At 72.5% G+C, this 18,854-nt stretch carries 18 protein-coding genes and 1 pseudogene; 11 read left to right on the top strand and 8 right to left on the bottom strand.

Translation table 11 applies throughout. The features are described 5' to 3' along the window. Both ACMCNK_RS35285 and ACMCNK_RS35280 read right to left on the bottom strand, forming a co-directional pair. A complete protein-coding gene (locus ACMCNK_RS35285) occupies positions 1-783 on the bottom strand; it encodes an SDR family oxidoreductase (RefSeq protein WP_412740665.1) in 783 nt (260 codons plus the stop codon). Then, a complete protein-coding gene (locus ACMCNK_RS35280) occupies positions 780-1,937 on the bottom strand; it encodes an acyl-CoA dehydrogenase family protein (RefSeq protein WP_412740664.1) in 1,158 nt (385 codons plus the stop codon). The genes ACMCNK_RS35285 and ACMCNK_RS35280 overlap by 4 nt, the downstream gene beginning before the upstream one ends. A gap of 96 nt (positions 1,938-2,033) precedes the next feature. On the opposite strand from ACMCNK_RS35280, the gene ACMCNK_RS35275 reads away from it, so the two are divergent. The 8 genes and pseudogenes from ACMCNK_RS35275 to ACMCNK_RS35240 all read left to right on the top strand — a co-directional run bounded on the left by ACMCNK_RS35275 (position 2,034) and on the right by ACMCNK_RS35240 (position 10,699). After that, the gene (locus ACMCNK_RS35275) at positions 2,034-3,587 is read left to right on the top strand and encodes a FadD3 family acyl-CoA ligase (RefSeq protein ID WP_412740663.1); all 1,554 of its coding nucleotides are present in this window, start codon (positions 2,034-2,036) and stop codon (positions 3,585-3,587) included. Beyond that, a complete protein-coding gene (locus ACMCNK_RS35270; protein WP_412740662.1) occupies positions 3,584-4,420 on the top strand; it encodes an enoyl-CoA hydratase in 837 nt (278 codons plus the stop codon). Before ACMCNK_RS35275 ends, ACMCNK_RS35270 begins: the two co-directional genes overlap by 4 nt. Further along, entirely contained in the window at positions 4,417-5,547 is a 1,131-nt protein-coding gene (locus ACMCNK_RS35265; RefSeq protein WP_412740661.1) for an acyl-CoA dehydrogenase family protein, read from the top strand. The genes ACMCNK_RS35270 and ACMCNK_RS35265 overlap by 4 nt, the downstream gene beginning before the upstream one ends. 115 nt (positions 5,548-5,662) lie before the next feature. Beyond that, on the top strand, positions 5,663-6,733 hold the full coding sequence (locus tag ACMCNK_RS35260; RefSeq protein WP_412740660.1) for an acyl-CoA dehydrogenase family protein: 1,071 nt from the start codon (positions 5,663-5,665) through the stop codon (positions 6,731-6,733). A gap of 50 nt (positions 6,734-6,783) precedes the next feature. Continuing rightward, a complete protein-coding gene (locus tag ACMCNK_RS35255; RefSeq protein WP_412741084.1) occupies positions 6,784-7,857 on the top strand; it encodes an acyl-CoA dehydrogenase family protein in 1,074 nt (357 codons plus the stop codon). Between the two features lie 201 nt (positions 7,858-8,058). Next, the gene (locus ACMCNK_RS35250) at positions 8,059-8,907 is read left to right on the top strand and encodes an RCC1 domain-containing protein (RefSeq protein WP_412740659.1); all 849 of its coding nucleotides are present in this window, start codon (positions 8,059-8,061) and stop codon (positions 8,905-8,907) included. 126 nt (positions 8,908-9,033) lie between these two features. Next, entirely contained in the window at positions 9,034-9,795 is a 762-nt protein-coding gene (locus tag ACMCNK_RS35245; protein WP_412740658.1) for a class I SAM-dependent methyltransferase, read from the top strand. 68 nt (positions 9,796-9,863) lie between these two features. Further along, positions 9,864-10,699 (top strand): annotated as a pseudogene (locus ACMCNK_RS35240) (IS5 family transposase). A gap of 59 nt (positions 10,700-10,758) precedes the next feature. Here ACMCNK_RS35240 and hsaB read toward each other — a convergent pair. The 4 genes from hsaB to hsaA are packed head-to-tail and all read right to left on the bottom strand — an operon-like array spanning position 10,759 to position 14,272. Next, positions 10,759-11,319 carry a 3-hydroxy-9,10-secoandrosta-1,3,5(10)-triene-9,17-dione monooxygenase reductase subunit gene (hsaB, locus tag ACMCNK_RS35235; protein WP_412740657.1) on the bottom strand — a complete coding sequence of 187 codons (561 nt, stop codon included), beginning with the start codon at positions 11,317-11,319 and terminating at the stop codon, positions 10,759-10,761. 7 nt (positions 11,320-11,326) lie between these two features. Then, positions 11,327-12,229, bottom strand: coding sequence for an iron-dependent extradiol dioxygenase HsaC (gene hsaC, locus ACMCNK_RS35230; protein WP_412740656.1), 903 nt, complete (start codon positions 12,227-12,229; stop codon positions 11,327-11,329). After that, the gene (gene hsaD, locus ACMCNK_RS35225) at positions 12,226-13,083 is read right to left on the bottom strand and encodes a 4,5:9,10-diseco-3-hydroxy-5,9,17-trioxoandrosta-1(10),2-diene-4-oate hydrolase (RefSeq protein ID WP_412740655.1); all 858 of its coding nucleotides are present in this window, start codon (positions 13,081-13,083) and stop codon (positions 12,226-12,228) included. The genes hsaC and hsaD overlap by 4 nt, the downstream gene beginning before the upstream one ends. Before the next feature lie 7 nt (positions 13,084-13,090). Beyond that, positions 13,091-14,272 carry a 3-hydroxy-9,10-secoandrosta-1,3,5(10)-triene-9,17-dione monooxygenase oxygenase subunit gene (gene hsaA, locus ACMCNK_RS35220; RefSeq protein WP_412740654.1) on the bottom strand — a complete coding sequence of 394 codons (1,182 nt, stop codon included), beginning with the start codon at positions 14,270-14,272 and terminating at the stop codon, positions 13,091-13,093. A 142-nt stretch (positions 14,273-14,414) separates the two neighbouring features. Between hsaA and ACMCNK_RS35215 the strand changes: the two genes are divergently transcribed. From ACMCNK_RS35215 to ACMCNK_RS35205, 3 genes are read left to right on the top strand one after another with little or no spacing between them, the layout of a single operon-like run. Next, positions 14,415-15,554, top strand: coding sequence for a Rieske 2Fe-2S domain-containing protein (locus tag ACMCNK_RS35215; protein ID WP_412740653.1), 1,140 nt, complete (start codon positions 14,415-14,417; stop codon positions 15,552-15,554). After that, positions 15,551-15,823, top strand: coding sequence for a hypothetical protein (locus ACMCNK_RS35210; protein ID WP_412740652.1), 273 nt, complete (start codon positions 15,551-15,553; stop codon positions 15,821-15,823). Before ACMCNK_RS35215 ends, ACMCNK_RS35210 begins: the two co-directional genes overlap by 4 nt. Continuing rightward, positions 15,823-16,839, top strand: coding sequence for a 2Fe-2S iron-sulfur cluster-binding protein (locus tag ACMCNK_RS35205; protein ID WP_412740651.1), 1,017 nt, complete (start codon positions 15,823-15,825; stop codon positions 16,837-16,839). The genes ACMCNK_RS35210 and ACMCNK_RS35205 overlap by 1 nt, the downstream gene beginning before the upstream one ends. A gap of 27 nt (positions 16,840-16,866) precedes the next feature. On the opposite strand, the gene ACMCNK_RS35200 is transcribed toward ACMCNK_RS35205, so the two are convergent. Both ACMCNK_RS35200 and dmpG read right to left on the bottom strand, forming a co-directional pair. After that, on the bottom strand, positions 16,867-17,772 hold the full coding sequence (locus ACMCNK_RS35200; RefSeq protein WP_412740650.1) for a GNAT family N-acetyltransferase: 906 nt from the start codon (positions 17,770-17,772) through the stop codon (positions 16,867-16,869). A 31-nt stretch (positions 17,773-17,803) separates the two neighbouring features. Continuing rightward, a complete protein-coding gene (gene dmpG / locus ACMCNK_RS35195; protein WP_412740649.1) occupies positions 17,804-18,847 on the bottom strand; it encodes a 4-hydroxy-2-oxovalerate aldolase in 1,044 nt (347 codons plus the stop codon). Positions 18,848-18,854 lie beyond the last annotated feature (7 nt).

The raw sequence follows: 18,854 nt of genomic DNA, 5'->3' as shown, positions 1-18,854 counted from the left end.
TCAGGGATGCTGGCTGCTCACCGAGATCACCTCACCGGTGAGGTACGAGGCGTAGTCGCTGGCCAGGAACGCCACGACGGTCGCCACCTCCCACGGCTGCGCGGCCCGCCCGAACGCTTCCCGCAGCGCGAGCCCGGCCAGCTCCCGCTCGTCGATCACCTTGGCCAGGAACGGGTGGCTCGCCAGGCTCGGCGCCACGGCGTTGACCCGGATGCCGTGTGCGGCCACGTCCAGTGCGGCGCACCGGGTGAACGCCATCACGCCGGCCTTGGCCGCCGCGTAGTGGGCCTGCCCGGGCTGGGCGCGCCAGCCCAGCACCGAGGCGTTGTTGACGACCGCCCCGCCGCCGCCCTGCGCGATCATCTGCCGCAGCGCCGCCCGGGTGCCGCGGAACGTCCCGGTCAGCGTGACGTCCAGGACGTGCCGCCACTCGTCGTCGGTCAGCTCGACCACCGGCCGGGTGCCGCCCAGGCCGGCGTTGTTCACCATCACGTCGATCCGCCCGCAGTGCCCGACCGCGCCGGCCACGAGCGCCTGGACGTCGGCCTCGTCGGTGACGTCGCACGGCACGGACCACACCCGGCCCGGGTACGTCATCGCCAATCGCTCCCAGGCCTCGGCGAGACGACGCCGGTGATGGTCGCTGAGCACGACCTCGGCGCCCTCGGCCAGGCACCGCGTGGCGATGGCGGAGCCGATCCCGGTGCCGGCAGCCGCGGTGACGACCACGACCTTGCCCGCGAGCAGCCCGTGCCCGGCGGGCGGCGGCCGGTCCTCGCTCACCCGCGGTCCTGCCGGGGCAGCCCGAGCACCCGCTCGGCCACGACGGTGCGCTGGATCTCGTCGGAGCCGCCGTAGATGGTGTCGGCCCGGCTGAACAGGAACAGCCGCCGCCACCGCTGGACCTCCTCATCGCCGGGATCCGCCGCGGCGCCGGCCGGGCCGAGCACCACCATGGCTAGCTCACCGAGGCCCCGCCGCCAACGCGACCAGAGCAGTTTGATCTCCGACGCGGTCCCCGCGGTGGGTGGCCCGGCGAGGGCGCGCAGGGTGTGCGCGCGCAGCACGGACAACTCGACCCAGGCGCGCGCGATCCGCTCGCGCAGCACCGGGTCGGTGAGGGCTCCGGTACGCCGGGCCAGCGCCGCCAGGTCGTCCAGGTCCCGCTGGAAACCGATCTGCTGGCCCACCGTGGCCGCGCCGCGCTCGAAGCCGAGCGTGGCCATCGCAACCCGCCAGCCCTGCCCCGGTTCGCCGACCACGAGGTGGTCTTCGGTGCGGGCGTCGTCGAAGAAGACCTCGTTGAACTCGCTGTCGCCGGTGAGCTGCCGGATCGGGCGTACGGTGACGCCGCGCTGGTGCATCGGCACCAGCAGATACGACAGGCCGGCGTGGCGGGGGGCGCCGTCCGGGACCGCCTCGGTGCGGGCCAGCACGAAACACCAGTCGGCCACATGGGCCAGCGACGTCCACACCTTCTGACCGCTGATCACCCAGTGGTCGCCGTCGCGCCGCGCGCGGGTGGTGACACCGGCCAGGTCGGAACCGGCGCCCGGCTCGGAGTAGCCCTGGCACCACAGCTCGTCGACCGCGGCGATGCGGGGCAGGAACCGGCGGCGCTGACGCTCGGTGCCGAGCGCGATCAGGGTCGGCCCGACCATCGTGGTGCCGATGTGGTCGACCCGGGAAGGTGCGCCGGATCGGGCGTACTCCTCGTGGAAGATGACCTGCCGCGCGAGTGAGGCACCGCGCCCGCCGTACGCGACGGGCCAGGCCAGACAGGTCCATCCCGCGGCCGCCAGCCGGCGGGTGAACGCCAGGCGCTGCGGATACGCCTCGTTCTCCCGGCCCGGGCCGCCGATGCCGCGCAGCCCGTCCGTCACGTTCGCGGCGAGCCAGTCCCGGACCTCGTGCCGGAACTGTTCGTCACCGTCCACTGGCGCCACCTCCCGCACTCCGGGTACCGTCACCCTACCAAGCACTTGCTTGGTCGGCTATCTGCCCGCCTGGCCCGGCCCGACTGGGAGGTCACCGTGGAATCCACCCTCCCGGCGGCCGTGGCCGACGCGGCCCGCACCTTCGGGGCGGCTCCGGCTCTGGTGGAGCCCGGCGGGCGGCAGTGGAGCTTCACGGACCTGCTGGAGCAGGTGCGCCTGGTCGCCCGCGCGTCGATCGCCGCCGGGCTGCGGCCGGGCGACCGGCTCGCCGTGTGGGCGCCGAACACGTCGCACTGGGTCCTGGCCGCGCTCGGCGCGAGCTACGCCGGTGCCACGCTGGTGCCGGTGAACACCCGTTTCACCGGCGTCGAGGCCCTCGAGGTGATCCATCGCAGCGGCGCCCGCGGCCTCGTCGTCGCGGGCCCGTTCCTGGGCGTGGACCGGCTCGCCACGTTGCGTGCCGCCGCAGCCCAGCGCGGCATCGCGCTTCCCGGTTTCCTCGTGCAGGTGCCGGCCGGTCCGTCCCCGCCGCAATCAGGAGCCCTCGACTGGGACGCCTTCCTGCGCCGCGCCGCGGACGTGCCGGTGTCCGAGGCGGACGCCCGCGCCCGGGCCGTCACCCCGGACGACGTGAGCGACATCCTGTTCACCTCAGGCACCACCGGGCGCAGCAAGGGCGCGATGAGCGCGCACCGGCAGGCACTCGGCGTGGCCGCCGCCTGGGCCGAGATCGGTGAGCTGGGCCCACACGACCGGTATCTGGTGGTCAACCCGTTCTTCCACAGCTTCGGGCTCAAGGCCGGCCTGCTGGCGTGCCTGCTCAGCGGCGCCACGGTGGTGCCGATGCCGGTCTTCGACCCGGCCCGGGCGCTTGCGCTGATCGCCGCGCATCGCATCACCGTCCTGCCCGGACCGCCCACGCTCTACCTCAGCCTGCTCGACCACCCCGAGCGGCCCCGGCACGACCTGTCCACACTGCGCCTCGCGGTGACCGGCGCGGCCACCGTGGCGCCCGCACTCGTCGAGCGGATCCAGGCCGATCTGGGCGTGCGCACCGTGCTCACCGCATACGGGCTGACCGAGGCGGTGGTGGCCACCATGTGCCGGCCCGGCGACGACCCGCAGACCGTGGCACACACCTGCGGGCGGCCCGCCGCGGGATTCGAGGTCCGGATCGGCCCGCCCACCGGTGAAGTGCTCCTGCGCGGCCCCCACGTGATGCTCGGCTACCTCGACGACCCGTCCGCCACCGCCGCCGCCATCGACGCCGACGGCTGGCTGCACACCGGCGACATCGGCCGCCTGGACGAACGGGGATACCTGCACCTCACCGACCGACTCAAGGACATGTACATCTGCGGCGGCTTCAACGTCTATCCGGCCGAGGTCGAACGGACGCTGGCCGGGCTGCCCGGGGTGGCCGAGTCGGCGGTGGTCGGGGTGAGCGATCCGCGCCTCGGCGAGGTGGGCAAGGCGTACGTCGTCGCACGGCCGGGGCACGACCTGTCCAGCGCGGACGTGATCGCGTACTGCCGGGAACGGCTGGCCGGCTACAAGGTTCCCCGTACGGTCGAGTGGCGCACCGAGTTGCCCCACAACGCCTCCGGCAAGGTCCTCAAGTACCTGCTCCGGAAGGAAGGCATCCCGTGACCGACCCGGTCCGCTACGAACGGCGCGGCCGCCTCGCCCTGGTGACCATGAACCGTCCGCGGTACCGCAACGCGCAGAACTCCGCGATGACCTACGCCCTGGACGCGGCGTTCACCCGCGCCGTGGACGACGACGAGGTCGCCGTGATCGTGCTGGCCGGGGCCGGCGACCACTTCTCGGCCGGACACGACATCGGCACCCCGGAACGGGACGCGGACACCCCGTTCCCCCGGCGCGCCCTCCTGTGGTGGGACCACACCGGCCGCGCCGGGGCGGACCGGCGCTACTCCCGGGAGGCGGAGGTCTACCTGGGGATGTGCCGGCGGTGGCGGGACATCCCCAAACCGGCGGTCGCGATGGTGCAGGGTGCGTGCATCGCGGGCGGGCTCATGCTGGCCTGGGTGTGTGACCTGATCGTGGCCGCCGACGACGCGTTCTTCGCCGATCCGGTGCTGCGGATGGGTGTCCCCGGCGTCGAGTACTTCGCCCACCCGTGGATGCTCGGTCCCCGCTTCGCCCGTGAGGTGCTGTTCACCGGTGACCGGTTCGACGCACAGCGGGCGTACCAGGTCGGCATGGTGAACCGGGTGGTGCCCCGCGCCGAACTGGAAACCGCGACCTTCGCCCTGGCCGAGCGGATCGCCGCGATGCCGGGGTTCGGCCTGAGCCTGGCCAAGCGTGCGATGAACCAGTGCGAGGACCTGATGGGCATGCGCGCCGGGATGGACGCTGCCTTCGGCCTGCACCACCTGGCCCACGCGTACAACGCCGAGGTCACCGGGAACCCGCTCGGCGGCCTGGACGCGGCCGCCATGAAACGGTCCGCGTCGTGAATCTCGACCTCGACCCGTCCGCGCGGTCGTTCCGGGACGAGGTCCGCGGCTGGCTCGCGGACAACGTCCCGGCCTCCGCGCTGCCGAGCGTGCACACCCCCGCCGGTGCTGCCGCACACCGGGCCTGGGAGCGCCGTCTCGCCGACGCGCGCCTCGCCGTCGTGCCCTGGCCGGAGAAGTACGGCGGGCGCGCCGCCCCGCCGCTGCACACGCTGCTGTTCGAGGAGGAGTACCACGCCGCCGCCGCGCCCGCCCGCATCGGCCAGAACGGCCTGTTCCTGCTCGCCCCGACGCTGTTCACGCACGGGACGCCGGAGCAGCGCGACCGGATCCTGCCCCGGATGGCCCGGGCCGACGACGTGTGGGCGCAGGCCTGGTCCGAGCCGGACGCGGGCAGCGACCTGGCCGCGATCCGCTCCCGCGCCCGGCGCACCGACGGCGGGTGGCTGCTGTCCGGGCAGAAAACCTGGAGCTCCCGGGCGGTCGTGGCAGACCGGGCGTTCGGGTTGTTCCGCACGGACCCACAGGCGCGGCGGCACCGCGGCCTCACCTGTGTGATGTTCGACCTGCGGGCGCCCGGGGTGACCGTACGCGGAATCCATCAGCTCGACGGCGAACCCGGCTTCGCGGAGATCTTCCTGGACGACGTGTTCGTCCCGGACGCGGACGTCATCGGCGCGCCGGGGGACGGGTGGCGGGTGGCGATGAGCACGGCCGGACACGAGCGTGGGCTGACGCTGCGCAGCCCGGGCCGGTTCGTGGCGGCCGCCGCGCGGCTGGTCGCGCTCTGGCGGGAGGCGGGCGACCCCGGCAACACCGGGCTGCGGGACCGGGTGGTGGACGCGTGGATCGGCGCGCAGGCGTACCGGATGCACGCGTTCGCCGCGTTGGACGTGCCACCCGGGCCGTTCGCGGCGAGCGTCACCAAGCTGTTCTGGTCCGAGCTGGACATCGCCCTGCACTCCACAGCGCTCGACGTGCTCGGCGCCCGCGCCGAGACCGACACCGGCTGGACCGGCGGATACCTGTTCGCGCTGGCCGGTCCGATCTACGCCGGCACCAACGAGATCCAGCGCGGCATCGTAGCCGAGCGGGTGCTCGGTCTGCCCCGCGAGCCGACGTCATGACCCGGGAGTACCGCGATGAGCGGGCGGCGGCGCGACACGAGCGCGTGCCGGAGTCCGTCGCGGCCCGCGACCCCGCCGCCGCTGATCGGCGGCATGCGGTGAGACGGGCAGCGCGATGAGACTGGCGCCCTCACCGGAGCAGGAAAGGTTCGCGGCTGTCCTGCACAAGCTGCTCTGCGGTGTGGACGTGGGCTCGCTCGCAGACCGCTGGGCGCTGGGCGACCTTGCCCCGGGCCGGGCGGTCTGGTCGCGGCTGGCCGAAGCCGGCGTCTGCGGGCTGGCCGTGCCGGCGCGCTGGGGCGGCCTGGACGGTGCACCGAGCGACCTGGTGCTCGCGGCCGAAGAGCTGGGCCACCACGCGCTGCCCGGGCCGGTTGCCGAGTCCATGGCCGCGGTACCCACGCTGCTCACGGCGGTCGGCGACGACCGGCTGCGCCGCACGTGGCTGCCCGAGCTGGCCGCCGGGCGGGCGGTTGCCACGCTGGCCGCGCCGCCGTGGCTTCCGTACGCCACCGACGCGCATGCCGCCGACCTCGTGTTGTTCGCCGAGCGCGACGCCGTGCGGCTGGCCCGCGTCGGTCCGGCGCGCACCTCGATGGACCCCGCCCGGCGACTGTTCGAGGTGTTCCCCGGCGAGACGCTCGCCGCCGGGCCGGAGTCCGCCGCAGCGGTGGCCCGTGCCCTAAACATGGGCGTGCTGTTCTGCGCCGCCCAGCTCCTCGGCGCCGGCCGTGCGCTGCTGGAGGCCGCGGCGACCTACGCGCAGACCCGACACCAGTTCGGCCGCGCGATCGGGCAGTTCCAGGCGGTCCAGCATCGGCTCGCCGACGTGGCGGTGGCCCTGGAGTTCGCCCGGCCGCTGCTGTACGCGGCCGCGGTCGCCCTCGCCGGCGACGAGCCGCACAACCCGCACGACCCGGACGCGGGCGTCTCCGCTGGCGACGACCCGCAAGACGCAGCCCGGGACGTCTCGGCTGCGAAGGTCGCCTGCGCGGACGCCGCCGACCGTGCCGCCCGCGCCGCGCTGCAGGTGCACGGAGCCATCGGCTACACCCGGGAGTACGGACTGGGCCGATGGCTCACCAAGGTCCGGGTGCTGACCCTGGCGTGGGGGACCCCGGCCGAGCACCGGGCCCGGGTGGCGGCGGCCCTGCGAACGACGCCGGTGCTGAGGAGGCCGCAATGACGACCGACGTTGGCGATCAGGAACAGCACACCGCCGGGCAGGCGGAAGACCTGACCGGGGAGCGTCAGGCGCTGCGCGACGCCGTACGCGGCCTGCTGTCCGGATACTCCACCCGCGACGCGACGGACACGCCGGCCGGCTTCGACCCGGCCCTGTGGACGCGGCTGTGCCGGGAGATCGGCGTCGCCGGCCTGGCCGTGCCGCCGGAGTACGGCGGGTCCGGCGCCACCCTCCGGGAGTCGTGCGTGGTGCTGGAGGAGCTGGGACGCACGCTGACCCCCGGCCCGATGCTCGGCTGTGCCGTGCTGGCCACGCAGACGCTGTTGCGCTCGGGCGACTCCGACGCCTGCGCGCGACTGCTGCCGGACCTGTGCGGCGGGGCGCGGATCGCCACGCTGGCCTGGGCGGGAGATCCGGATGATGTGCCCTGCACCGCCTCGGCCGCGGGTCGGCTCACCGGCGAGGTCTCCCACATCCTCGACCTCGCGTCCGCCGACATCCTGCTGGTCCCCGCCCGCACCGGCGACACGACGATCCTGTACGAAGTGGCGGGCGACGCGCCCGGAGTAGCCCGGCACGAGGCGAGCCTCTTGGATCCGACCCGGCGGCTCGGTGTGCTGCGCCTGACCGATGCGCCCGCGCGCCGGATCGGCGGCAGCGCCGACCTCGCCGGTATGCGCGACCTGGCCTGCGTCGCGCTCAGCGCCGACCAGATCGGCGCGGCGTCGCACGCACTGGCGGCCACGATCCGGTACGTGCAGATCCGGGTCCAGTTCGGCCGCCCGATCGGCAGCTTCCAGGCCTTGCAACACCGGCTGGCCGGGGCACACGTACGGATGGAGGCCGCCCGTTCGGCGTCGTACGCTGCCGCCGACGCCCTGGTTGCCGGTGCCCCCGACGCGCCAGCGCTGGCCGCCGTGGCCAAGATCTACTGCTCCGAGGCGTTGCAGGCGATCGCCGGCGAGATGGTCCAGATGCACGGCGGGATCGCGATCACCTGGGAACACGACGCCCACCTCTACCTGCGCCGCGCCTACGCCTCGGCACAGCTGTTCGGCTCCCCCGCCCACCACCTCGAACGCCTGGCGCGGTCGCTGTACGCAGTGACCGGTGAGTTGCCATGATCGCGTCCGCGGTTTGTCCCTCCGCTCGTGGGACACCCCAGCCCGTCATGCCTCCGTCGGTGCCGGCATCGACCCGGGCAAGCCTCAAGCAGGCCGATAAGCGAGTACTGGAGCTCCGTCGCGCGCGCCGCTCCGCAGTCCGGAGGGAGGTCCACCGGGGCCGAATCCGTCCGGCGTCGTGGAGCACGTAATGCTGTGCAGATGATTGCTTCCGTCATCGCCGCCGGACGGCGACACTCGGTGGGGGTGTGTGCCGACGGCACCGTGGTCGCGGCCGGTGGGGACGCATCCGGTGAGTGTCGAGTCGAGGACTGGGCCCAGGTGGTCGCCGTGGCGGCGGGCAACGTGCATACGGCGTCGAACACCGGGCGATCCCACAGCGTCGGACTGCGCGCTGACGGCACGGTGATGGCAACAGGCTGGAACGGTGACGGGCAGTGCGATGTCACGTCCTGGCGTGACGTGACCCTTGTCGCCGCGGGCTGGCGCCGCACCCTCGGGCTGACCGGTGACGGCACGGTGCTGGCGGCCGGACGCCTTCGCGAGGGCGCATGCGACGTGGGCCAGTGGCGTGAGGTGGTGGGGTTGGCTTGTGGCGACTGGCATTCGGTGGGGCTGCGAGCCGATGGGACCGCCGTTGCGGTGGGCAACGATCGCCGTGGGCAGTGCGCGGTTGCGGCGTGGCGCGACATCGCCAGCGTTGCCGCCGGCTACCTTCACACGGTCGGCGCCACCAACGACGGACGCGTACTCGCGGTGGGTGATCGATCAACGGGCGCCTGCAACGTCCATGCCTGGCGGGACGTCGTGGCAGTGGCGGCGGGGAGCTACCACACCGTCGGCGTCACCTCGGCCGGCCGAGTGGTGGCGGTGGGAAGCACGACGTTCGGCCAGTGCGAGGTGGCCGACTGGCGCGAGGTCGTTGCGGTGGCTGCCGGGTCCACCCACACTCTCGGACTACGCGCGGACGGAACAGTTCTCGCGGCCGGCAACAACCAGCACGGTCAATGCGACATCAGTGGCTGGGACTCGATCCGCTCGCCTGACTGAGATTGCCCGCAGGCACCCGCATCTGCCGCGCCGGGCACCGCGTCTGATGGAGGCAGATCGAGCGCCATCGGCTGCTGTGTGTGGAGCCGGACCCCGTGGAACGCGGCCGGCTGCGAGACTGATCCGATGGGTACAGGGCGGCCGATGTCGGCGGAGTATTTCGATGAGTGGTACACGGACATGGTGGCGTCGGCCGTCAAGGACGAGATCGTGCGACGTCATCTCGGTCTTCCCGCACACCTGTTGTCCACGAGTCTGCTGTCCTGGGAAGCGGTCGGCGAGGTCGCCGCGGCGTTGCGGTTGTCGCCAGGGCAGGTGCTGGTGGATCTCGCGTGTGGCCGTGGTGGCTACGGTCTGGAGGTGGCGTACCGGGGCGGGGCAGACCTGGTGGGCGTCGACTTCTCCGCCGAGGCGGTCCGGCAGGCGCATGAGTATGCCGAACGGCTGGGTCGGGTGGCGCGGTTCCACGTCGGTGAGCTGACCGCGACCGGGCTGGCCGACGCGTCGGTCGACGCCGTGATGTGTATCGACGCCGTGCAGTTCGCCGAGCCGGTGGACGCGGTCTACCGGGAGATTCGCCGTGTCCTGGCCCCGGCCGGGCGGGTGGTGCTGACCGGCTGGGAACCGGTCGACCGCCGCGACGAACGGGTGCCGGACCGGCTGCGGTCCGTCGACCTGCGCGCCGGGTTGACCGGGGCCGGGTTCGTCGATGTCGCCGTCGAGGAGCGGCCGCGCTGGCAGGCGGTCGAAGATGCCTTGTGGCAGGAGGCCGTGGCGCTGGACCCCGGCGCTGATCCCGCGCTGCGCGCCCTGCACGACGAGGGCGTGCGAGTGCTCGGGTTCGGCCACCGGATCCGGCGGGTCATCGCCTGCGCCACCGCGAACTAGGGTGCGTCTCTCGGATCAGGATCGTTCGTTGACCGTACGTGCCGGTTCGTCGATGGATCTCTGATGACATGTGGGCTCGGGTGGAGCCGTATCTGCCGGACCGGTCGCCGCAGCGCGGCGGCCGGTGGTCCGATCACCGTGAGGTGATCGAGGCGATCGCGTGGAAGTACCGCACCGGCTCGCCCTGGCGTGATCTGCCCGATGAGCTGGGTTCGTGGAAGGGCGCATACTCCAGGTTTCGCCGCTGGACCCTCGATGGCACCTGGCAGAAGGTGTTGACCGCGGTGCAGGCCGACGCCGACGCGGCCGGTGAGCTCGACTGGCTGGCGGTGGCGGTGGACTCGACCGTGGTGCGGGCGCATCAGCACGCTGCCGGGCTGCGACCGGGAAAAGACCACGACGGTACGAGCCGGCCGACCATTGCCTCGGCCGGTCCCGTGGCGGCCTGAGCACCAAGGTTCACCTCGCGGCGGAGTCGCGTTGCCGGCCGATGAGCCTGCTCGTCACCGCCGGGCAGGTCGGTGACGCACCCCAGTTCACCGCGGTCATGGACGCGATTGCGGTGCCCCGCCGCGGACCTGGCCGGCCTCGGCGACGCCCGGAGCGGGTACTCGCGGATAAGGCGTACTCGTCTCGGGCGATCCGCGCATGGCTGCGCCGGCGCGGGATTCGGGCCACGATCCCGCAGCCGTGCGATCAGAAGGCCCACCGCCTGCGGCGCGGCAGCCGTGGTGGCCGCCCACCCGCGTTCGACAAGCAGGGCTACCGGCAGCGCAACGTCGCGGAACGCTGCATCAACCGGCTCAAACAATGGCGTGGCCTGGCCATGCGCACCGACAAACTCGCCGTGCATTACCAGGCCGCGCTCACCCTTGCCGGGATCCTGCTCTGGACCAAACCATGATCCGAGAGACGCTTCCTAGCCGCGACACACGGATCCGCTGACAGGCGCTCGCTACGTCCTCAGATCCAGTCCGTGTGGCGCGGCCAGGCCAGCAGCGTGTCGACCACCTCGGGTGACTCGTGCGGCGAGGGCGGGGCCGTCGTGGTGTATCGGCCCTTGTAGAACAGCAGCGGTCCCTCGGCCCGGCATTCGCCGAGGGCGGTCACCCGGCCGACCACGATGGCGTGGTCGCCGCCCGGGTGCACCGCCTCCACCCGGCACTCGGCCCAGGTGAGTGCACCAGTCAGGATGGGCGCCCCGGCCGGCGACGGCGACCAGTCGGCGTCGGTGAACCGGTCCGGGCCCCGGGCGCCGAAGCGCCGGGAAACCTCCCGTTGCGCACCGGCCAGAACGTTGACACAGAACGTGCCGGAGTGGCGGATGCGCCGCCACGTGTCCGAGCCGGTCTGCGGGCAGAACAGCACCAGCGGCGGGTCCAGTGACAGCGGGGCGAACGCCTGGCACGCGAATCCGGCGGGGCCGTCCGCGTCAAGGGTGGTGATGACCGTGACGCCGGTACAGAAGTGGCCGAACACCCGGCGGAAATGCCGGGTGTCCGAGCCGGTACGGGCGGACGTCACCGCAGCCTCAGTGCGCGGCGCGCACGAAGCGGTGGCCCCACACGCTGTGCGCGGTGGTCTGCCGGGCCACCCAGGTACGGTCGTCGACGGTGCAGCCGCCGGTGCCGTACTCGATGTCGAAGCCGGCCGGGGTCCGCACGTAGAAGGAGATCATCTGGTCGTTGGCGTGCCGCCCCAGCGTCGAGATCGTCGGCACGGCGTGCCGGGCGCAGCGGTCCATGGCCCGGCCCACGTCGTCGATCGACTCGGTCTCGACCATGAGGTGGATGAGGCCGCTGGGCGCGGGTATCGGTGCCAGGGCGACGCTGTGGTGGCGCGGTCCGCAGCCGAGGAACCGCATCCACAGCGGGCGGTCGCCGGGCGGCAGGCCGACCGTTTCGGGAATGAGCCGCATCGTGTCGCGCAGCCGGAAGCCGAGCACATCGGTGTAGAAGTGCAGTGCCGCGGCGTCGTCGCCGGCGGGCAGCACCACGTGTCCCATGCCCTGCTCGGCGGTGACGAACCTGGTCCCGTAGCGGCCCTGGGCGGGGCGGGTGTCCAGCGCCGCGCCGCAGAAGAACTCGAGGCGGTTGCCGAACGGATCGTCCAAGCTGATCATCTGCGCCACCCGCCGCTCGGCGAGCTCATCGGCGCCGGCGCCCTTGACCGCGACGCCGGCCTCCTCGAGGGCGCGGGTGAGCCGGCCGAGGGCGGCCGGGTCGGCGACCTCCCAGCCGGTGGCGGCCAGCCGGTCCCGTTCCCCTGCCACCACCACGATCCGCGCGGGCAGGTCGTCCATCCGCAGGTAGACCGCCTCGGGGTCGGGCCCGCGCCCCAGCGCCATGTCGAGGACGGTGACGCCGAACTCGCGCCACGCCGCGACGTCGGTGGATTCGACGCGCAGGTAGCCGAGGGATCGGATGAGGCTCACGGTCGGTCCCCTCCCAGGAAGTCGAATGCCAGCCGGTTGAACTCGTCGAACTTCTCCAGGTGCGCCCAGTGTCCGCAGCCACCGAAGACGTGCAGCCGGGCGCGGCGGATCAGCTTGAGTGCGACCAGGGCGCCGTCGAGCGGGTTGACCCGGTCCTCCCGGCCCCACACGAGCAGCACCTCGTGGCGCAGCCGGTGCGCGTCGCGCCAGAGCAGGCCCTGCTCGTAGTGCTCCGGGTCGGTGAACGAGGCACCCATGTCGCGCATCGCACGCTGCGCCGCCGGGTCGGCGGCCGCCCGGAACCGCTCGTCGATCAGCTCCTCGGTGATCAGCGACTGGTCGAACACGAGCGTACGCAGGAAAGCGGCGACCTTGTCCCGGCTCGGTCCGGGCGGCGCGCCGACCGCGGCCAGCCGTTTGATCCCTTCGGTCGGATCCGCGGCGAAGACGTTGAGGCTCAGGCCGCCCGGGCCCATGAGCAGCAGCCGCCCCGCCCGCTGGGGGTGCAGCAGCGCGAACCGGACCGCGGTGCCGCCGCCCAGCGAGTTGCCGACCAGGTCGACCCGTTCGATGCCGAGTTCGTCGAGCAGCCTGATCAGCGCGTCGGCGGAATGGATGAAGTACTGCCCGGTGATCTTCCCGGTGGCGGAGCCGCCGTAGCCGGGCTGGTCGACGGCGATCGTGTCGAAGGCCCGCGCGAAAACCGGCACGGTACGCCCGAAGTTGCTCCACGCGGAGGCACCGGGACCGCCGCCGTGCAGGAGCACCACCGGGTGCCCTCCGGCCGGCCCGGCACGGTGGTAGTGCAGGCCGGCGGCGTACGAGCCCGTGGTGGGAATGCTGGTCGTGGTCATCTGATCCTCACACCATCGCGTCGCTGATCGGCAGGCCGAACTCGCCCCGGCCGAACATGGACAGTGCCCGCTCGGGGTCGTTGATCGCGTGTACGCGGCCCGCGTGCGCGTCGCGCCAGAACCGCTGGATGGGGGTCCCGGTGCGCAGCGCCCGGCCGCCGGAGTTCTCGAACAGCCGGTCGACCGCGCCGATTGCCAGCTCGGTGCCGCGCACCTGGTCGCGGCGGACCCGTAGGCGCAGCCGCATCGGCAGCCGCTGGCCCGCGGTGACCAGCTCCATCAGCTCGCCCATGTCGGATTCCAGGGCCAGCCACGCCGCGTCCAGGTCACCGGCCGCGGTGGCGGCCCGCACCTGGGAGTGCGGATCCTCGGCCGCGCGCACCCCGACGTAGGAGGCGCGCACCCGTTCCTTCAGGTAGCTCACGTGCGCGTCGTAGGCGCCGGTGGCCATGCCGATGATCGGCGTGGTGATCGCCCACGAGAAGATCGACGCGTACGGGATCCGGTAGAGCGGCGCGGTGTTGAACTCCTGCCCGGGGCAGACGCAGCGGGCGGTGTCGTTGAAGCTCAGTGACCGGTGCACCGGGACGAACGCGTCGGACACGACGATGTCGTTGCTGCCGGTGCCGCGCAGCCCGACGGTGTGCCACACGTCATCGATGGTGTAGTCGGTGGCGGGCAGCAGGAACGTACGGAAGTCGGCCGGGGTGCCGTCGTCGCCGGGCGGGACGATCCCGCCGAGCAGCACCCAGCCGGCGTGGTCGCAGCCGGACGAGAAGCTCCACCTGCCGTCGACCCGGTATCCCCCGTCGACGGCCCGGATAGTGCCGGTGGGTGCGTAGGACGACGACATCCGGGTGCCCGGGTCGTCGGCCCACACGTCCTGCTGCGCCTGGTCGGGGAAGAGGGCGAGCTGCCAGTTGTGCACCCCGATCACCGAGGCCACCCATCCGGTGGAGCCACATGCGCCGGCCAGCTCGCGTACGCCGCGCAGGAAGGTCAGCGGGTGGGCCTCGATTCCGCCGAACCGGGCGGGCTGCAACAGCCGGAAGAAACCCGTCTTGGCCAGCGACTTGACGGTCTCGACGGACAGTGCCCGGCGGTCCTCGGTCTCCTGCGCACGCTCCCGCAGGACCGGTAGCAGTTCGCGCACGCCGGTCAGGACCGCGACGCCACCGCTTGCCTCCATGAGATCCCCCCAACCAGGTTGGCCGGTGAACTCGACGGACCCTATACTAGAACACGTTCTACTCTGTGGGCCACACAGGATCGGGCCGCGCCTTTCTCGCGGGAGCGGCGGCGTGGAACGCGTTCCATGGACTGGGGGCGACATGAGCAACGGCGAGGCGGCACGGACGATCGACACCGGCGGTCCGCCCGCGCGGTTCGCCCGGGGATGGCACTGCCTGGGACTGGCCGAAGGGTTCCGGGACGGCCGCCCGCATGCCGTCGAGGCGTTCGGGACCAAGCTGGTGGTGTTCGCCGACACCGGCGGCGCGTTGCATGTGCTCGACGGATACTGCCGGCACATGGGCGGAGACCTCACCATGGGTACGGTCAAGGGCGACACCGTCGCCTGCCCGTTCCACGACTGGCGCTGGCGTGGCGACGGCCGATGCGTCTCCGTGCCGTACGCGCACCGGGTGCCGATGCGTGCCCGCACCCGCTCTTGGATCACGTGTGAACAGAACCGCCAGCTCTTCGTCTGGCACGACCCGCAGGGCGCCCCACCCCCGCCGGAGATCACCATTCCGCGCATCGAGGGTGCCTTCTCCTCCGAGTGGAGCTCCTGGACCTGGGACTCGATCCGGATCGACGGCGCGAACTGCCGCGAGGTGATCGACAACGTGGTCGACATGGCCCACTTCTTCTACATCCACTTCGCCTTCCCCACGTTCTTCAAGAACGTGCTCGAAGGTCACGTGGCCGCGCAGTTCCTGCACACCCGGCCACGGCCCGACGTGCCGTTGGCCGCGAGCCAGTCGGGCGACGCCACGCTGCGCTCCGAGGCCGCGTACTACGGACCCGCGTACATGATCGACTACCTGCACAACGACTATCGCGGCACCGATGTCGAGTCCGTGCTGATCAACTGCCACTACCCGGTCACCCCCGACTCGTTCGTGCTCCAATGGGGCGTGATCGTCAAACGCCTGCCCGGCCTCACCACCGCGCAGGCGGACAAGGCGGCGGCCCGGTTCGCCCGCAGCATCGGCGTGGGTTTCCAGCAGGACGTGGAGATCTGGAAACACAAGAGCCGCATCGACAACCCGCTACTGTGCGCCGAGGACGGCCCGGTCTACCAGCTCCGCCGCTGGTACGAGCAGTTCTATGTGGACGTCGACGACATCACCGAGGACATGGTGGCGCGATACGAGTTCGAGGTCGACACCAGCCGTGCCACGCAGACCTGGGAGGCCGAGGTCGCCGAGAACCTCCAGCGCCAGGCGTCTGCGACGCCGCCGTCATGACCCGGGCGGACACGCTGGCCGAGCGGCGGGCGTACCTGGAGGGCGGGCTCGCCGAGGTCCGCTGTGGCCGCTGCGGCGCCGCCGTCCGGGCGCGGAAACTCAGCCCGGGACAGACCAGCGTGCAGTGGAGCACCCAGGCCGAGCGCGCCTGTGCCGTGCTCGCCGCGGCAGCCGCCGCCGGTGGCGTCACCGCGCTGGTGCCGACCTGCCCGGACCTGCGAGACAGCATCGATCGCGCGGCGGCCGAGGGCCGCCTCGGGGCGGCCTGATGGCCGGCACCCGGGTCACCGGCGCCGTCGCCTGCTTTCACCGGCTCCGCGTCGCCGACGTCATCACCGAGACGGCCGACGCGCACTCGCTGGTGCTTCCGGTGCCACCGGCGCTGACCGCCGCGTTCACCTACCGGCCCGGGCAGTACCTGACGGTCCGGATGCCGGACGGCACGCTGGCCCGGTGCTATTCGCTGTCCAGTTCGCCGCACACCGACGCGGACCTGAAGATCACGGTGAAGCGGGTGCCCGGCGGGCGGGCGTCGAACTGGATCTGCGATCACGTCCGGGCCGGCACCACACTGGAGTTCACGCCACCGGCCGGGTCGTTCACCCCCGCGTCGCTCGACGACGACCTGCTGCTGCTCGCGGGCGGCAGCGGCATCACACCGGTGATCGCCATCATCAAGTCCGTGCTCGCCCGCGGGTCCGGACGGCTCGCCGTGGTGTACGCGAACCGGGACGCCCGGTCGGTCATCTTCGCCGCGGAGCTGGCCGCGCTCGGCGAGCGCCACGGCGGGCGGCTCGCGGTGACGCACTGGCTGGACAGCGAGCGCGGGGCGCCCACCGGGGACGCCCTGGCACCGCTGCTGCGCGCGTACGCACAGCGCGAAGCGTTCGTCTGCGGGCCGGACCCGTTCGTCGCGGTCGCCCGGCAGGCATTGCACCGCGCCGGCGTCCCGGCGGACCGGGTGCGCGTGGAGAGCTTCGACTCCGACACGACAGTCCCCGCAGCGGCGCGGGACGCGACCGCAGAGGTCACCCTGGACGGGCAGACCCATCACCTGCCGTGGCCCGCCGGCGCACGCCTGCTCGACGTGATCATCTCGGCGGGGCTGAACCCGCCGTTCTCCTGCCGGCAGGGCAACTGCGGCACGTGCGCGTGCCGGCTGCTCCACGGCCAGGTCGAGCTGGTGCACAACGAGGTGCTCGAGGACGAGGACTTCGCCGAGGGCTACATCCTCGCCTGCCAGGCAATCGCCCGCAGTGACACAGTCGCGGTCACCTACGAATGAGACCGGAGGGCCAGCGGCGGGTAGCCGTCACTGGTGGAGCAGGTATCGGGCGCGGCGGCCGGCGTCGCGGAAGCCGAGGCGCCGGTACAGAGCGGCCGCCGGGTTGTTGTCGTTGACGCAGAGCCAGGTCTCGTGGGCGCCGTCGGCGGACAGTGACCGCAGTGCCGCAGCCACCAGGGACGCCCCGATCCGGCGCCCACGCCAGCCGGGCACGACACCGACCTGGTCGATCCAGTTGTCGATGATGTTGACGAAGCCGACGGGGGTGCCGTCCGCCGCGTGGGCAATCAAGGACAGCTCCGGCCGATATCCCTCGTCGTCCCGTAACTCGGCCAGCCACTGCTCGGCCGTCGATGCCACGAAGCCGGGCCGGTCCGCAAACGACGCTCGGTACGTGGCGAAAAGCTCGGGACCATCTGCCCAGGTCACCGGTTCTGTGTGGATCTCGTCCGGTGGCGTCACATCGGGAAGCTCGTCAAGGTCGTGCCGCAGCACCCATTCGAGGAACGTCCGCGCGAAGCCACGCGCGGTGATGAGGTTCTCGCCGTCCAGGCTCCAGGACTCCGTCGTCATCAGCAGGCCGCCGGTGCTGGCCTGCTCGCTCGCCCAGTCCAGGAGCCGGCTGCCGAGACCTCGCCCCCGCCAGTCCGGATGCACCACCCCGGTGCCGGTGGCCGGCACGTGACCGGCGTCGACCCCTACAGCCGCGACCAGACTGCCCGCGTGCCAGGCGCCCAGCGTGTGCGCTTGGAGCAGCCGTGCCTGCAGCAGCGGCGGCCGCGCGAACAACGGCAGCCCACCATCGACGGCGAGGCACGCCCCCGCCAGTTCCGCCAGAGCGGTGAGGTGCTCCTCACCGAAAGCACTCCAGGTCAGGGACTCCACCGTCATGCCCTTCTCCTCCGCAGCCGCACCGACAGTACCGTCGGCCATGTCGGCCGAACCCTCGGCGGCCGGGTGATCCTCAGACCGGCTCGAGACCGGCGGCTTCCTGGCGGAGTTGCACCGCGATGTCGATGAGCTGATCCTCCTGACCGCCGACCAGGCGCCGCTGCCCGGCCCGGACCAGGATCTCCGCGCCGGACACGTCGTATCGGCGGGCCAGCGCGTACGCGTGGGTGAGGAAGCTGGAGTACACCCCGGCGTACCCCATGATCAGGGCGAGCCGGTCCAGCCGGCAGTCGTCCGGCATGGCCGGGCGGACCACGTCCTCGGCGGCGTCCACGATCGCGAAGAAGTCGACACCGGTACGGATGCCGAGCTTGTCGCAGACCCCCACGAACGCCTCGACCGGCGTGTTCCCGGCGCCCGCCCCGAAACGCCGGGTGCTGCCGTCGATCTGGGTGGCGCCCGCCCGCACGGCCAGCACGGAGTTCGCCACGCCCAGGGCCAGGTTCTCGTGCCCGTGGAAGCCCACCTGTGCGTCGTCGCCCAGCTCCGCCACGAGCGCGGCGACCCGTTCACCGGTCTGGTCGAGGACCAGCGCCCCGGCCGAATCCACCACGTACACGCATTGGCAGCCCGCGTCGGCCATGATGCGGGCCTGCCGGGCCAGCACCTCGGGCGGCTGGGAGTGGGCCATCATCAGGAAGCCGACCGTCTCCAGCCCGCGTTCGCGGGCCAGCCCGAAATGCTGCACCGCGATGTCCGCCTCGGTGCAGTGGGTGGCGATCCGGCAGACGCTCGCACCGTTGTCCGCCGCGGCGCGGATGTCGTCGATCACGCCGACGCCGGGCAGCATCAGGAACGCGATCCGCGCCCGGGTCGCGGTGCGCACCGCCACCGTGATGAGCTCCTGTTCCGGCGTACGGCTCAGCCCGTACGTGAAAGACGAGCCACCCAGGCCGTCGCCGTGCGTCACCTCGATCACCGGGACGCCCGCCGCGTCCAGCGCGGCGACGACCGCCGCCACCTCGGCCGCGGTGAACTGATGGCGCTTGGCGTGCGAGCCGTCCCGCAGCGACGAGTCGGTGATCCGCACGTCGAGGTCAGCGGAGAAGCTTTGCATGCGGCCC

Origin of the sequence: Krasilnikovia sp. MM14-A1259 (genome assembly GCF_047159535.1) — a bacterium.
In the GTDB taxonomy this organism is placed as follows: Bacteria; Actinomycetota; Actinomycetes; order Mycobacteriales; family Micromonosporaceae; genus Actinoplanes.
Note: the sequence above shows the minus strand (reverse complement) of the source record. Positions and strands in the feature narration are given on the sequence as shown.